We start from the raw sequence: 13,827 nt of genomic DNA on the forward strand, positions 1-13,827 counted from the left end.
AGCGTTTGGATTACTCCACCTTATACAATTTCATGATTGCTGTCAAAATCATTTGAATAGTTTCTAAAGGTAAATCTTTGGTTGGGTCAAAAAGCATAATTTTCATTCTTGAACGCTTTTCAATGATTAGGTCGGGATGCTCAATACTTTTGCCTTCTACAATACCAAGGTATGGTTGTTGGTATTTTTTATGAATCCATAAGTAACAAAACATTTTCCCTTTGTAACAGAAAAAGGGCATTCCGTACTTCAAAACATGCGTAATGTTATTGTCTTGCGAAAGAATAATTTCCCTCAAAGCCATCAAACAACTTCTAGTAGGCTCTTCTTGCTTCAAATAAAAATTATCGACTTCTTTCATGAGGATGGTTTAGGGGATTTCTGTTAGGAGGTGCTTACTATTTGACTTAAGGAAAAGTTTACTCGCCGTAGTTTGTGTCTTCACAAACTACTAATCTTTCGCCATTGTTCATATCTCCACGAACAATTTTCTCGCCGTTGTTCGTGTCTTCACGAACAATTTTCTCTGCTACTAATCTGAATTACTCTTGCCAATGGCTCAATATTCCAAATTCATCAATTCCATGTTCATAAAATTTAGCAGAGGAATATCTATAGTTTTCAGGTAAATCAGCTAAGTTCCATTTTTCAACGACAGGATTATTATGGATATAATCAATCTTTTGTTGCCAAACAGTTGGCGAATATAAAGCAATTGGAAGACTATTCCTTTGCCAAAAATGATATTTACGATTGGTACATTCTACTTCAAAATAAGATAAAACTTTCGGATGATTCAATGATAAATCTTCTAAAAACCTGTGTCCAGTATATTTCATAAAACTTGCATTTGGCATCTCTTTCCCATTTTTAGCGAGCATAGTCCAAATTAGATGAATATGGTTTGGCATAATAACAAATGCAAATACCTTAATTTTTTGTTGAGCTACTAAATGTTGTAAGCTACTGATAATTATGTCTTTATACTTGTCAGGCTTTAATAATTTTTGCCAATTTAAAATGGTGGCGGTGTAAAAATATGGAACGCCTATTTGCATACTTGAATATTGCATAGCTCATTGGGTTTTGTAGATTTTCGTTTATTATTTATGCTTGCTATTGTTTGTCGTTGAATTGTTCGTGGAGACACGAACAACGGCATCAGGGTTGGGAGAATTATTTTATAGAATTAGCCAATTTTTTATAGCAATTCTTTTCCACGTGTTTCTGTTTTTTTGAAACACTAAAGCAATTGTTCCAAAATAAGCATCATCTAAAGGTTGTTTAGTACTAACTTTAAAATATACAGTCAAGTCAATAAAAGCGAATTCATTATTGTCAGTAAAAATGGGAGTACTCTCTTGCCGTAGTTTGTGTCTCTTGCCGTAGTTTGTGTCTTCACAAACTACTAATCTTTTTAACATTATTCGTGTTTTATCGAACAATATCTTAATTATCAAAAGCAAATCTAAATTTCCCACAACCTACCACTTTCCCACAAAATCCCCAAATCAAAACCTCATTCATTTCATGGAAATTATTATTCGGTATTTTATCTCATGCTAAATTGTAGCGGTAACTCTTGCAGTTACCGTTTTGGAATGTAGGAATGACAAAAAGCAAATATTTTCACCCTTAAAAAATTATTTAATAGGGTAGAAATAAACATTTTCACCCTTAAAAAATTATTTAATAGGGTGGAAATAAATATTTTCACCCCTGAAAAATTATTTAATAGGGTAGAAATAAATATTTTCAGCCTTGAAAAATTATTTAATAGGGTAGAAATAAATATTTTCACCTTTGAAAAATTATTTAGCAGGGTAGAAACAAATATTTTTACCCTTGAAAAACTATTTAATAGGGTAGAAATAAACCTTTTCACCCATGAAAAATCCCTTTGTTTGTTTACAGAAATCCCCTTGAAGCTTAATAAAGTCATATTCATATCCTGAAAACAAAAAAAGCCCCTCTGCTTATGTGCAAAGAGGCTATGGATATGGTGTGATTAGAGATTATTCTTCTTCGATGATTTTAAAACCCCAAGCTTCTAAAGCTATGGTTTGATTGTTTTGAATTTTTGTATTTGAAATTAACTCTTTTCCACTTTTGTGTGGATAAGTAAGGCTTTTACTTTCGGCAGAATAATTGAAATAATAATGAATTTTCTTTCCTGCTGTGTTTGTGCCTTCTTTGGTAATTAAAGGGAATGCCAAATGTTGATTCACTCCCCAAAGTTTTGCTTTTTTTAAGGCATCTTTCAAGATATTTTCAGTTGTTTTAGCATTCGTCATACAAGCAATGTAAGTCGCTAAACCTTTGCCATATTCGTTTTCTGTCACTGCTGCATATTTTCCCCAAGATGGATGTTCGTAATATGCCAATACTTTGGCAGTTGTAGGCGTAACTAACTCCATCCAAGTATTGATTTTGTTATTTTCTGTTCCCACTTGAAAAGGGTCGTCTTTTAAAGATACATTATTGGGAATAGTAAACTGATTATATGAAATTCCACAAGCTTCGTTGATAATTCCGGGCTGAATGCTATTTCTTACCGTTACGTTTTCGTTAGAAAAACCGCTTTTGAAAGTATAAATTACATGACCTCCATTCTTGGTAAAGGTATTTAAACGGTTTAATAATTCATCCGAGGCTGCATAAAGGGCAGGCACTACGATAAGCTTGTACTTTTCAAAATTGGTAGAGCTTGGGTCGATAAAATCTGTACCGATATTCATGCGATAAAGGGCATCGTACATCGGACGAAGAATATCATTATAACGTTCTTTGGCTCCCCAACCAAAACTAAAAGCATTGAAAGCCGTTTGTGCTTCATTGCTGAAAAGGATGGCTACTTCATTTTGTTTTTTAAGATTGATTAACTGTGAACTCAATCTATCAAAGTCTTTACCGATACTTTTTGCTTCGTTGTAAGTAGCATTTGGTTGGAAATCATGGCTTAATAAACCTTTCCAATAGGTTTCTGCTGAGTTGTGAATTGAATGCCAATGCCAATATTCCAACATATTTGCCCCTGATGCCACGTGGCTGAATGCTTGTAAACGCAATTGATTGGGGTAGGGTGTCCATTGTGGAAAACCTTGTGCTTCTGTTTCGATAACCAAGTAATTTTTGCCATTCTTCATCGAGCGACCTAAATCTCCACCAAAAGAAATTTCGATACCTGTCAAGAAATCTTGTGTTGGGTGATAAATATCAACACCTGCATAGTCCATTGATTTGGCTGCATCAAAATGATTTACGTCCGTTTGGATTCCGTAAGAAATACCACGCCAATCAAAATCAAAGTTTTGAGTAACAAACTGATTAGGTTTGCTATATTCTTTCACTAAAGCTACTTGCCAAGCTAAATAATCAGTCACTAATTGTCTTTGAAACTTAGAAAATTCAGAACTCAAGCTCGCATTGATAGTGCCAACCATTGATGGGAAATCGTCCCAATTGTTAATTCTATTACTCCAATAATCTAAACCAAAAGCTTTGTTAATAGCATCTACGGTTTTAAACTTTGCTTTCATGTATTGTACAAAAGCTTTTTGAACATTATCGCCTGCGGTATTATAATGTTTGGTTTCGTTATCTACTTGATAGCCAATGATAGCAGGATGGTCTTTTACGTGTTCCATGATTTTACGAATGACTCTTTCAGCATGAAATCTGAAATGTTCATTGCTAATATCCATGTTCTGACGCACGCCATAACGATTTTGACCTTGTGCCGTAACTGCTAAAACATCAGGATATTTTTTCACCAACCAAGTGGGTACAGCATAAGTAGGCGTTCCAATAATAACATGGATTCCTCCTTTGTGCATGGCATTCAACACACGGTCGATATGCGAAAAATCATAGACATTATCTTGTGGTTCAACAGTACTCCAAGTAGATTCTGCAATTCTGACCACATTGATACCTGCCTCTTTCATCATGGCAACGTCTTTCTCTAAACGCTCATAAGGCATGTACTCATCATAATAAGCTACACCAAAGAGTAATTTATTGTCGGCTGTTTGTGCCGAAAGTATGAGTACATTGGTGAAAATTAGGCTAAGAGAGAATAGCCATTTAGCCAAGATTTTCAGTGATAATCTGGATTTTTTCATAGTCGGAGCGTAATAGAGATGTTTTTGAGTTTGATTGTTTTTGATTGAAAATTTACTGTTATTTCAAAAATAATATAAAATTGTATCAATATGATACAATAAAACAGATTCTTTTTTGAAGACAAAAAAATACCTCATTGTTATTTGCATCACAATGAGGTATAAGCTATTAGCTTTTATATTACTATTTTTTTTTCGGATTGGAAATCCGATTTACTTTTTAAGGAATTTATTCAATTTGCATTTTTTTACTCCTTTCAAACCTTCTACTACCGTAATGGCATTTACTTTTGCACCTTCGTAATTAGTATGGGTATGGTCTATTGGGAAGTAGTTTTTCTTTAAAGTTGCTTCGTCCGATTGCTCATATTTTACGGCAACTAATTCATTTAAATCAACAAAGAAAGCTCCAGTAGTTTGTGCGGTTTCAGCGGCCCATTTGCCATAAGTATCTCTTGGAATCTTTCCACCTTTCCAAACATTGCGTGGTACTGGCGAGAAAACGATGGCTGTAGCACCTTTTTCTTTGGTTTCATTGATGTATTTACGCATGTACCAACCATAAGTGTGAACGGTTTCATGCTTTTTAGTCATCATGTTATCAATTTCTTGGGTTTCTTCACCAGTTCCTTTGATACTTCCTCTTGCACGAGTACTATCATTCAATGCACCACCATCATTATGTCCGAATTGAATCATTACATAATCCCCTTTTTTAAGATTAGCCATGATTTTATCCCAACGACCTTCTGTTAAGAAAGTACGGCTACTTCTTCCACCGATTGCATGGTTTTCGATATGCACTTTGGTCGTGTCAAAATAATCTTGAATTACACTTCCCCAACCCCATTGTCCATCAGAACCTTTACCAGAACCATTTCTCACAGTAGAATCACCAATGATATACAACGTAGGTTTTTGTTTTTTAAAAAAGGTAAAAGAAAGAAAAATAATACTTGATAAAATTAGAATGCGTTTCATGTGTTATTGTTTTAGGTTAATCTACTTCATTTTCAACACTTCAGCTCCAGCTAATAAGAAACAGCCTAAACCGAAATCTTCAAAATCTGGTTGTTTATCAATACTCAATGGTTGACCATCTTTTGGTTCTTTTCCAGTTCCTTGTACATAACCCAAGAAACCATTTGGTTGAACACAGTCTTTTAACATTGCATTAGTTGCTTTTGAAATAATTGGTAAGTATTGTTTTTTGTTCAATAAACCATGATTTACTCCCCAAGCCATGCCATAAGTAAACAAGGCTGTTCCTGTTAATTCTTTACCACCAAATTCTGTTTCATCCATCAAGCTAACGTTCCAAAAGCCATCCTGACGTTGCAACGGCGGCAAGGCTTTCATCATTTCAAGATATGTTTTTTCATATTCTTCACGATGTGGAGCATTTTTAGGCATGATTTCTAATACTTTCACCAAAGCAGCAACAACCCAACCATCCCCACGTGACCAGTAGCAGTTTTTACCAGTAGGCGTTTTATAAGGTGGGTCAAAATCTTTATCTCTCCACCAAAGTCCTTCTGCTGGATTATACAAACCTTTGTCACCATGAATGGTTTTTGTGTGCATATACATCTGATACATTTTTTCGTAATAACGGTCATCTTTGTACATCACACCTAAACGAGCGAACACAGGCATTGCCATTTGTAAGGCATCCACCCACGACCAATCGTCTTTCTTAGTGCTATTCACCATGCTATCAATGGAGGCTTTGATGTCAAGGATTCTTTCAGGTTTTGGGTCAATTAAATACAAATCCAAATAAGTTTGTCCGCAACATTGGTCATCGGCATTACGAGTTTTGATGCCGTTACGCAAACCCCATTTATGTGCTTCGCCCCAAGCTACAGCATAATCGTAATAACGTTTTTGTTTATCAACACCGTAAAGTGCCATTAATCCTTCATAATAAACGCCACGTGTCCAAATATTACTTGGACGAGTTTTATCTGGACGAACGATGGGTGCTGAAACATCTGCCCATTTTGTCATAAAGTATTCGTTGGCTACGGTCATTCCTTTCAAAAGCTCTTTCTTTTTCGGAAGCCCTTGAGCGTGAATTTGTACAATACTTATCAAAGCGATAAGCCATACCATTGTGATGTTTTTTTTCATTTTGTTTGAGTGATTTAGAGATTAGTGATTGGTGAATAGTTGTGCTTTGTGCTTGCCTAAATATCTTTGATTTTCTATTATTAAAATGTCTAATCACTATTCACCAATTACTAATCACTACATTATTTAACTGTTATATTAGCTTTGGGTGGAGTTTTCATGCCTGTTCCTAAAAAGTAACTTGTATGCGGAGGCTGGTTGTAACCAACATTTTGCCAAGCGATACTAAGTCGGTACTGCGGGTCGTGCATTAATGTTGGCAAACGATGCTCAGTTGGAATTGTCGTTGAAAAAATGCGTAATTCCTTTTTATCATTTGTTTTGAAAATTACTTCTTCACGCCAATCGCCAAATAAATCAGCACTGAGTGCAGGGTTTGATTTTGTGCCATTATTGGAAGAACAATTCTCGGCTGTGAACAATCTTCCAACCTTATATTTGTCGATATGATTGCCGTCTAATAATTCACGACTTAAATCGCCATCCCACCAAATTACAAAATTGGTTGAACTTGGATTATCTCCGATTCTATCACCTTTTGCATTAAACAATCCTCCAGAACCCGACCACCACATTTCTGCTCCTTCATTACTTGGGTCAATATCTTCCGCTACTCCACGACCAACATCTTGTCCTTCATTTTTTCTCCAGATAATTTCACCCGTTTTTGCATCATACAAAGCAGCTCCTGGTCTTTCGGCTTTCACTTCAATTTCGTGAACACCAAATACTTCTAATCCCGGACGAGAAGGGTCTAAATCAGAAACATGCAAAGCATCACCATGACGCAAACCTGTTGTAAATAAGCCTTTTCCGTTATCATCGACCACCATCGAACCATACACAATTTCATCTTTGCCATCAGCATCCACATCGGCAACGGTTAAATTATGATAACCTTGTCCCGAAAATGGATTATCTCCATCTTTAGAATCAAAAACCCAACGGGATGATAATTTACCTCCACGCCAGTCCCAAGCAGCTAAAACGGTTCTACCATAATAACCTCTACACATAATTACGCTAGGTAGTTTTCCATCTAAATAAGCTACACAAGCCAAGAAACGGTCGCTACGGTTTCCAGATTTATCGTTTCCACCATTTCCACCTTTTCCTCCCCAACCACCAAGGTCACCTCTTGCAGGAATGTAATCGGTTGTAGCTAAAGCTTCGCCCGTCAAGCCATCAAAAATGGTAAAGAATTCTGGACCATCTAAAATTTTTCCATCAGCATTTCTATAATCAGCTTTGGCATCTCCAATTACTTTACCTTTACCATCGGTCGTGCCATCAGCGGTTTTACATGCAAATTCTGCTTTGCCATCACCATCAAGGTCATAAACCATGAATTGTGTGTAATGTGCTCCTTCACGAATGTTTTTACCCAAATTGATTCTCCACAAAAAAGTACCGTCGAGTTTATAAGCCTCAAAAATTGGCTCGTCTGTAATACCTTTCTGAGAGTTATCTTTTCCAATTCCAGCTTGATGAACAATGATTTCATAAACGCCATCTCCATCTAAATCGCCTACAGAAACATCGTTTGGAGTATATCTTTCTGGAGTTTGTAAAGGAATAGAAAGATAATTTTGGGCTGGTGCATTCGCAGCTAATACAAAAGAATCACTTGCCTTTCCTTCTATTTTTCCTGAAACCGTTTTCACAAAATAAGTATTTACCTGTGTGGTATCTACTTTTTCATCAATGAAGTTTGTTCCTTTTGTTAAGGCTTCTTTGTTCAATTTTGCAGGTTTTGCTTTTCCTGTAATTCTGTATAAATTAAATTTTGTATCGGCTGGTTCTGTACCTAACAAACGCCAACTTACAAATACTTTTCCTCCGCCTTGGTTGATGGCAATGACACCTCTATTGAGGTTTTCCATTAATCTCTGTGCTGAAACCTGAAACGATAGCACACATAGTATAATGATACTTTTATAAATAGTTGATTTCATTTTTGTCTGAGTTCGCATTTTAGTTACCGTCTGGTTTAACAACACTCACAAGTGGACTGTGTGGAAAATTAAAGCTCGCTTCATCGTCTGGATTGGCAGGGTCAAAGTTTGGCAAACCATCCAGTAAATCATTAGCGAGATCTAATTTTACCTGTTTGATGCCTTCAACAATACATTTTGCTAATTCATAAGCACCGTAATTACTGAAATGTGTATCGTCGTGAATCGCTTTTGTTTGTTCAGGAAAAGTATTAGCGTCGTAATGAACAAAAGCTTTCATTGATTTTTGTGGGCCCATTGTTTCAAAAAGTACTTTGCTCATCGCATTCAAATCTATCAAAGCAACGTTTTCTTCTTTGGCTACTTGTCGCATTGCTTCTGGGAAATCACCTAAAGTATTGTTGAGTTTACCTTCTGCATTAAAATTTCTTCTAAGCATCGACGTCACCAAAACAGGTATTGCACCTTTTTCTTTTGTTTGTTGAATGTACGATTTCAAGTATTCTTTGTAAGTAGTGTTGGCTTCAATGCCAGAGCCTGCTTTTTGATCGTTGTGAGCAAACTCGATGAAGAAATAATCGCCCGATTTGATAAGGCTCATTACTTTATCCAAACGTTTTGCCCCTGCAAAGCTTTTAATGGTTTCGCCAGATTCGGCATAATTGGCAAATACCACGTTTTTTGCTTTGAAGAATCTAGGAATCATTTGTCCCCAAGCGGCATAAGGTTCTATCGCTTGGTCAACTACGGTAGAATTTCCTGCTAAAAAAACAGTAATTGTTTTATCACTTGCTTTGGTGATTTCCAATCCACAAATTTTTGGGTTAGCATCATTAAATTCAAAAGTCAGTTGATTATCCCAATGTAAGTAAGCAAATTCTCTGGGCTTTAATTTTACTTTTTCGGTAGCGTTAATATTCGGTGTTCTGACGTTAACGGTGAATTCTTTCGTAGCGATTTCTCCTTCATCAGTAATTACTTTTTCTAACATCAATCTACGGTTTTCAACTTTCAGTGTAGTAGTTGAAGTACCTTTTGTATCACCCAAAAACAATTTTACATCATAATTTCCTTCGGGAATATCTACCGTAAAAAAGAAAGGTTGAGTACTTGAACAGAAATCTGAGGTTAAAGCATTATTACCTTTTCTAGTTTCTGAAACGATTTGAGCATTCGATAAAAAACCAAAGCCTTTTTCTTTGCTGTAAGCGGATGTTGGCAAAACTTGTGTATATCCTTTAGCAACTTTTCCCGAACCGAAGTCAAATTTAAAATCTGTTGTAGCCTGAGAAAATGATTGGAATGAACACAGTGAGACAAAAGTACCAAATAATGATGCTTTAAGATGATTCATTTTGAGAGTTATAATATTTGAATTATATATAAAATCCAATAAAAAAGAATTATTTGTATTAAAATAAGTCTATCTTGTCTTTTATAATTTATAATACAAATAAAGTGTAAGACATGCCCGAAACTATCCTGTGGTCTCACGGGGTTGACTCTTCAGAAATCAAGTGAGATTTATAGGCTGGGAAAACGATAATCTGTACATTACAAGCCATTGATTTGAGAGATTCATTTCATTTTTGTAAAAAACAAAATAATGAAACATAAAAAATTACTTCTGCTGATACTATTCTTTTCAGCCATGCTCGCTTGCAACAAGAAAGAAGAAAGTCTTCCAATTATCGGTACTTGGCAATTAGTTTCGGCTGAAACGATTGAAAAGGATACCTCATTCTCGACTTTTAATCCGAAAGTAAAAATGATTAAGATTATCAATCCAACACATTTTGCTTTTATGAGTCATGTAGTAAATCCTCCTAAAGATTCAACCAATTCTTTTACAGCAGGTGGCGGAGCATATACTTTGGTGGACAGTGTTTATATAGAACACTTAGACTATTTTGTAGACAAAAACTGGGAACACAATACTTTTACTTTTAATGTAAAAATTCAACATGATACTTTAATTCAGAAGGGCGTTGAGAAGATTGAAAAACTCGGAATCGACCATGTGATTGTTGAGAAGTATGTACGGGTGAAAGGAAAGTAATGGAGAGTAATTGCCTCAAATGATTTAAAACATTTGAGGCAATTATTATTTACGGAAATCCCAAAGTACAACTTCCCAAAGTTCTGGATGAGTTGTATCGAAGTATTCATGGATGATTTCAAAACCTACTCTTTTGTGTGCCGCCAAAGAACGTGTGTTTCTTTTAGCGATTTCGGTAATGCAAAGGTCAAATTTATCCGATAATTCAGTTTTATGTTTGGCGTAAAGTCCATCAAAAATACCTTGTCCACGATAGCCTTCTGCTACGCAAATTTGTCCCATCGCATAATAGCGGTAGTCTTTTACTAATTTCCCTTCATACTCCAATTCATCCAACATCGTAAACATCGCCGTCAGTACAGGAATATCGTATCTAAAACTCTCTGCCATTACTAAAGCATAGCCAACTACTTTATCTCCATCTTTGGCAATGATTTGTGGATAAGCCGCATTCATGCGAGAAAGTAAATCAAAATTATGAACCACAGTAACGAAACCTTGGTCGTTGGCTACTTCTTCTGAAATATTTCTGGGTAAGTTTTTTTGTTGTAGCTCCAATAATTGCCAGATTTCGTCGTCTGTACTAACTGTGGTGAAAATTACGCTCATTGTAAGGAATATTTAATTTAATCGTCTTGTCATTAATGCTTTTATTACTTCATAAAATTGTCGTGGAGCTAATACTCGCCAGTTTACAACATCTAAAGTTCCACCGAAATTTAAGTAATAATCCAGTCTAAATTTTGTCCATTCTTGTTGCACAAAATCTCTAAAATTACAGGCTGCTATCCAACCGTCTTCTACTTCTTCAAACCATTCTGCATAATAATCGTCTTCGTGACTTCCATGAAAATTCAGCACATTTTCGCCCACTAAAATAAACTGATTAATTCCCTGATTCACGAGATGGTCGATAACGTTTCGCTTAAACCACATAATATCGTTATGCAAAGTATCATTCCATTCGCCAAACATTTCAATAATCACAAATCTTTGTTCATAATCACAAAAAAGGATTTTACAGTATAAAGTCTCGGATTCAAATTCATCCCAAAACGGATGAATAAAGTATCCGTAAATATCGTGTTCGTAATAAGAAGTATTATAGAGACGCTCATAAAAGGGCGAACGTGGGTCTTTTGAAGCCACATACAAATTCTCCCAATTATAAAATGGTTCTATGTCTTGCATATTTAATTGTTATTGAGTGAGTTGTGATTTAGTGATTGTTTTTTAATTGTGAGTTAGCGAGTTGTGATTGAGTGATTGATTTTTTAATTGAAATCTGAAAGCCGACATCTGAAAGCCGAAACCTGAAATCTAATAGCTTTTCGTCATATCATCAGGAATCACAAAAATAAAATCTGCTGAGTTTTTTACTTTTTCACTTGGGTTTTCAATATCGCTGGCTTCTACGGTATTAATGGTCATAATTTTCAACGCTGGATTTTTTCTTTTCAAATGCCAAACGATACCTTCAAAGTTATTGGAATGATAACTTCCATTATAATGTAAAAAACACTGTTCTTGTTGCCAATTCTTTAAAATAAAATTCGCCATCGTAGCATCTTTGATGATTTGTGCTTTGGTGATATTCTCTGCCGAAATACTTGTGCCTCCACTTCCGTGCATACCGCCCATTTTCATCATTTCTGCGTAAGCGGGCAAAGTTAAATCAACTTCAATCGGTAGCGGAGCAATGTTCTTTTTAGCATCTTCTGATAATTGATTCAGTGCCTCTAAACCTCCTTTTGACACCATACTCGCATAGCGACGAGGAATATTAGTTGCCACAAAATTCAATTTATTTTTCAAGGCAAAATCCAATAAGGGTTTGTAATCTGTTTGATAATTTTGCCATACTTTTGCTTCGGTTTCAAATTGTTTAGCGGTAATAAAGCCCTTTAAGTACTCATTCAAAACAGTCTGATTATCGGCTTCAAACATTTCTGCACCCAATACCAATTTTTCTTTTTTCTCTTTGTACAAATCCTTAGTAACCTGTAATTCAAGCCAATGATTTAAAGAATTATCATGTAATTCACCAAAGAAAACAATATCAGCTTCCGCCAATTCTTTGAGCATTTTTTGATAAGATACTTCTTTTAAATTTTTGTTGTACAACAAATATGCAGGCTTGTCGGACGACAAAGCACAGGTAAAAAGCATCAAAATTATGGCAGATAAGTACGTTTTCATAATGGTTTTTGTTGGATGAATACAAGAATAAAATTAAGTCTATTCCTTAAAATTAAGTAAATTCATTGAAAATCCGACAGCCGAAATCCGACAGCCGAAAACTAAAAAATATTGCGTTACAATTAAACCCTTTTATTTTTTATAAACTATGAAAAACACAAGAAGAGATTTCTTAAAAACTTTTGCAGCTACTTCGCTTACAGTTCCGATGCTTTCTGCTTTACAAGCGAATGCGGCTATCGCTCCCAAGAAAAAATTGGGCGTAGCTTTGGTTGGTTTGGGCTATTACGCTACTTATCAGTTAGCACCAGCTTTAGAAAAAACTACCAACTGTCGCTTGGCGGGAATCGTTACAGGAACACCTTCTAAGGTAGAAACTTGGAAGAAAAAGTATAATATTCCAGATAAAAACATCTACAATTATCAAAATTTTGACCAAATTGCCGATAATCCCGACATTGATGTGGTCTATGTGGTTTTGCCAAACTCAATGCACCACGAGTTTACGATTCGTGCAGCGAAAGCTGGAAAGCATGTAATTTGTGAAAAACCGATGGCTGTTTCGGTAAAAGAAGCCGAAGAAATGATTGCTGCTTGCAAGGCGGCCAATGTTCAATTAGCCATTGGCTATCGTTTGCATTACGAGCCATTCACCAACGAAGTAATGCGTTTGGCAAAAGATAAAGATTTTGGAAAAGTTACTTTTGTGGAAGCAAGTTTTGGTTTTCCCTTGCGTGATCCAAAAGCTTGGCGATTGAATCCGAAACTTTCGGGCGGTGGACCAATGATGGATGTGGGCATCTATGCACTGAATGCCGCACGTTATGCCACAGGCGAAGAACCTATTTCTGTAACGGCTCAAACGGTAAAAACTCGTCCAGATATTTATTTGCCTGGCATTGAAGAAACGCTTTTCTGGCAAATGAAATTTCCGAGTGGAGCAGTTTCAAACCATACAACTACTTATAATAGCGGTTTACAACGCTTGTATGTGGGTTATGAAAATGGAAATTTAGAAATGTCGCCTGCTTATGACTATGGCCCATTGAAAGGAAAAACTTCAAAAGGAGAAATGAATTTACCTATAGTCTATCATCAAGTACTTGAATTAGACGGTATTTGCGGAAGTATTCTTGAAAACAAACCAAATATCACGCCTGGCGAAGAGGGTTTAAAAGATATGAAATTGATTGAAGCCATCTTTAAAGCGGCTAAAACTGGGAAGGAAATTAAAGTGAGCTGAGAGCTATGAGCCACGAGCTTTGAGGTACTGTCTTAAAATCCTATTATTTGATTATAATTATTTTTATATTTGCTATTCTTGAAGGAGAGGTTGCTTTGCAACTTCATCCAGTGT

At 35.7% G+C, this 13,827-nt stretch carries 12 protein-coding genes; 2 read left to right on the top strand and 10 right to left on the bottom strand.

From position 1 onward, the window contains the following. Positions 1–10 precede the first annotated feature (10 nt). The 7 genes from HNP25_RS03705 to HNP25_RS03735 form a co-directional block, all read right to left on the bottom strand. Positions 11–361, bottom strand: a complete 351-nt coding sequence (locus tag HNP25_RS03705; RefSeq protein WP_184130483.1) for a DUF1801 domain-containing protein — start codon at positions 359–361, stop codon at positions 11–13. A 181-nt stretch (positions 362–542) separates the two neighbouring features. Beyond that, positions 543–1,073: a transposase gene (locus tag HNP25_RS03710; protein ID WP_229202778.1), complete on the bottom strand. Its 531-nt coding sequence runs from the start codon at positions 1,071–1,073 to the stop codon at positions 543–545. 942 nt (positions 1,074–2,015) lie between these two features. Further along, the gene (locus HNP25_RS03715; protein WP_221432387.1) at positions 2,016–4,124 is read right to left on the bottom strand and encodes a beta-galactosidase; all 2,109 of its coding nucleotides are present in this window, start codon (positions 4,122–4,124) and stop codon (positions 2,016–2,018) included. A 213-nt stretch (positions 4,125–4,337) separates the two neighbouring features. Then, the gene (locus tag HNP25_RS03720) at positions 4,338–5,105 is read right to left on the bottom strand and encodes a rhamnogalacturonan acetylesterase (RefSeq protein ID WP_184130485.1); all 768 of its coding nucleotides are present in this window, start codon (positions 5,103–5,105) and stop codon (positions 4,338–4,340) included. 21 nt (positions 5,106–5,126) lie between these two features. Further along, the gene (locus HNP25_RS03725; RefSeq protein WP_184130488.1) at positions 5,127–6,257 is read right to left on the bottom strand and encodes a glycoside hydrolase family 88/105 protein; all 1,131 of its coding nucleotides are present in this window, start codon (positions 6,255–6,257) and stop codon (positions 5,127–5,129) included. Positions 6,258–6,379: 122 nt separating this feature from the next. Next, positions 6,380–8,140: a rhamnogalacturonan lyase gene (locus HNP25_RS03730; RefSeq protein ID WP_229202779.1), complete on the bottom strand. Its 1,761-nt coding sequence runs from the start codon at positions 8,138–8,140 to the stop codon at positions 6,380–6,382. Positions 8,141–8,231: 91 nt separating this feature from the next. Then, a complete protein-coding gene (locus tag HNP25_RS03735; protein WP_184130494.1) occupies positions 8,232–9,566 on the bottom strand; it encodes a rhamnogalacturonan acetylesterase in 1,335 nt (444 codons plus the stop codon). 252 nt (positions 9,567–9,818) lie between these two features. On the opposite strand from HNP25_RS03735, the gene HNP25_RS03740 reads away from it, so the two are divergent. After that, positions 9,819–10,271: a hypothetical protein gene (locus tag HNP25_RS03740; RefSeq protein ID WP_229202780.1), complete on the top strand. Its 453-nt coding sequence runs from the start codon at positions 9,819–9,821 to the stop codon at positions 10,269–10,271. Positions 10,272–10,316: 45 nt separating this feature from the next. On the opposite strand, the gene HNP25_RS03745 is transcribed toward HNP25_RS03740, so the two are convergent. From HNP25_RS03745 to HNP25_RS03755, 3 genes are all read right to left on the bottom strand, one after another. Beyond that, positions 10,317–10,880 (bottom strand): GNAT family N-acetyltransferase, encoded by a 564-nt coding sequence (locus HNP25_RS03745; RefSeq protein WP_184130497.1) that lies wholly within the window; start codon positions 10,878–10,880, stop codon positions 10,317–10,319. Between the two features lie 12 nt (positions 10,881–10,892). Continuing rightward, positions 10,893–11,462 carry a hypothetical protein gene (locus HNP25_RS03750; RefSeq protein WP_184130500.1) on the bottom strand — a complete coding sequence of 190 codons (570 nt, stop codon included), beginning with the start codon at positions 11,460–11,462 and terminating at the stop codon, positions 10,893–10,895. A gap of 129 nt (positions 11,463–11,591) precedes the next feature. Then, complete coding sequence (locus tag HNP25_RS03755; RefSeq protein WP_184130503.1) at positions 11,592–12,470, bottom strand: ChaN family lipoprotein; 879 nt, start codon at positions 12,468–12,470, stop codon at positions 11,592–11,594. A 148-nt stretch (positions 12,471–12,618) separates the two neighbouring features. Here HNP25_RS03755 and HNP25_RS03760 point away from each other — a divergent pair, with 148 nt between their 5' ends. Continuing rightward, positions 12,619–13,713 carry a Gfo/Idh/MocA family protein gene (locus HNP25_RS03760; protein WP_184130506.1) on the top strand — a complete coding sequence of 365 codons (1,095 nt, stop codon included), beginning with the start codon at positions 12,619–12,621 and terminating at the stop codon, positions 13,711–13,713. Positions 13,714–13,827 lie beyond the last annotated feature (114 nt).

This window comes from Arcicella rosea (genome assembly GCF_014204325.1).
Lineage (GTDB): Bacteria > Bacteroidota > Bacteroidia > Cytophagales > Spirosomataceae > Arcicella > Arcicella rosea_A.

Bases quoted from the DNA above. Each gene is read 5' to 3' on its own strand.
- HNP25_RS03705 (WP_184130483.1), bottom strand. From the start codon at position 361: ATGAAAGAAGTCGATAATTTTTATTTGAAGCAAGAAGAGCCTACTAGA.
- HNP25_RS03710 (WP_229202778.1), bottom strand. From the start codon at position 1,073: ATGCAATATTCAAGTATGCAAATAGGCGTTCCATATTTTTACACCGCC.
- HNP25_RS03715 (WP_221432387.1), bottom strand. From the start codon at position 4,124: ATGAAAAAATCCAGATTATCACTGAAAATCTTGGCTAAATGGCTATTC.
- HNP25_RS03720 (WP_184130485.1), bottom strand. From the start codon at position 5,105: ATGAAACGCATTCTAATTTTATCAAGTATTATTTTTCTTTCTTTTACC.
- HNP25_RS03725 (WP_184130488.1), bottom strand. From the start codon at position 6,257: ATGAAAAAAAACATCACAATGGTATGGCTTATCGCTTTGATAAGTATT.
- HNP25_RS03730 (WP_229202779.1), bottom strand. From the start codon at position 8,140: ATGGAAAACCTCAATAGAGGTGTCATTGCCATCAACCAAGGCGGAGGA.
- HNP25_RS03735 (WP_184130494.1), bottom strand. From the start codon at position 9,566: ATGAATCATCTTAAAGCATCATTATTTGGTACTTTTGTCTCACTGTGT.
- HNP25_RS03740 (WP_229202780.1), top strand. From the start codon at position 9,819: ATGAAACATAAAAAATTACTTCTGCTGATACTATTCTTTTCAGCCATG.
- HNP25_RS03745 (WP_184130497.1), bottom strand. From the start codon at position 10,880: ATGAGCGTAATTTTCACCACAGTTAGTACAGACGACGAAATCTGGCAA.
- HNP25_RS03750 (WP_184130500.1), bottom strand. From the start codon at position 11,462: ATGCAAGACATAGAACCATTTTATAATTGGGAGAATTTGTATGTGGCT.
- HNP25_RS03755 (WP_184130503.1), bottom strand. From the start codon at position 12,470: ATGAAAACGTACTTATCTGCCATAATTTTGATGCTTTTTACCTGTGCT.
- HNP25_RS03760 (WP_184130506.1), top strand. From the start codon at position 12,619: ATGAAAAACACAAGAAGAGATTTCTTAAAAACTTTTGCAGCTACTTCG.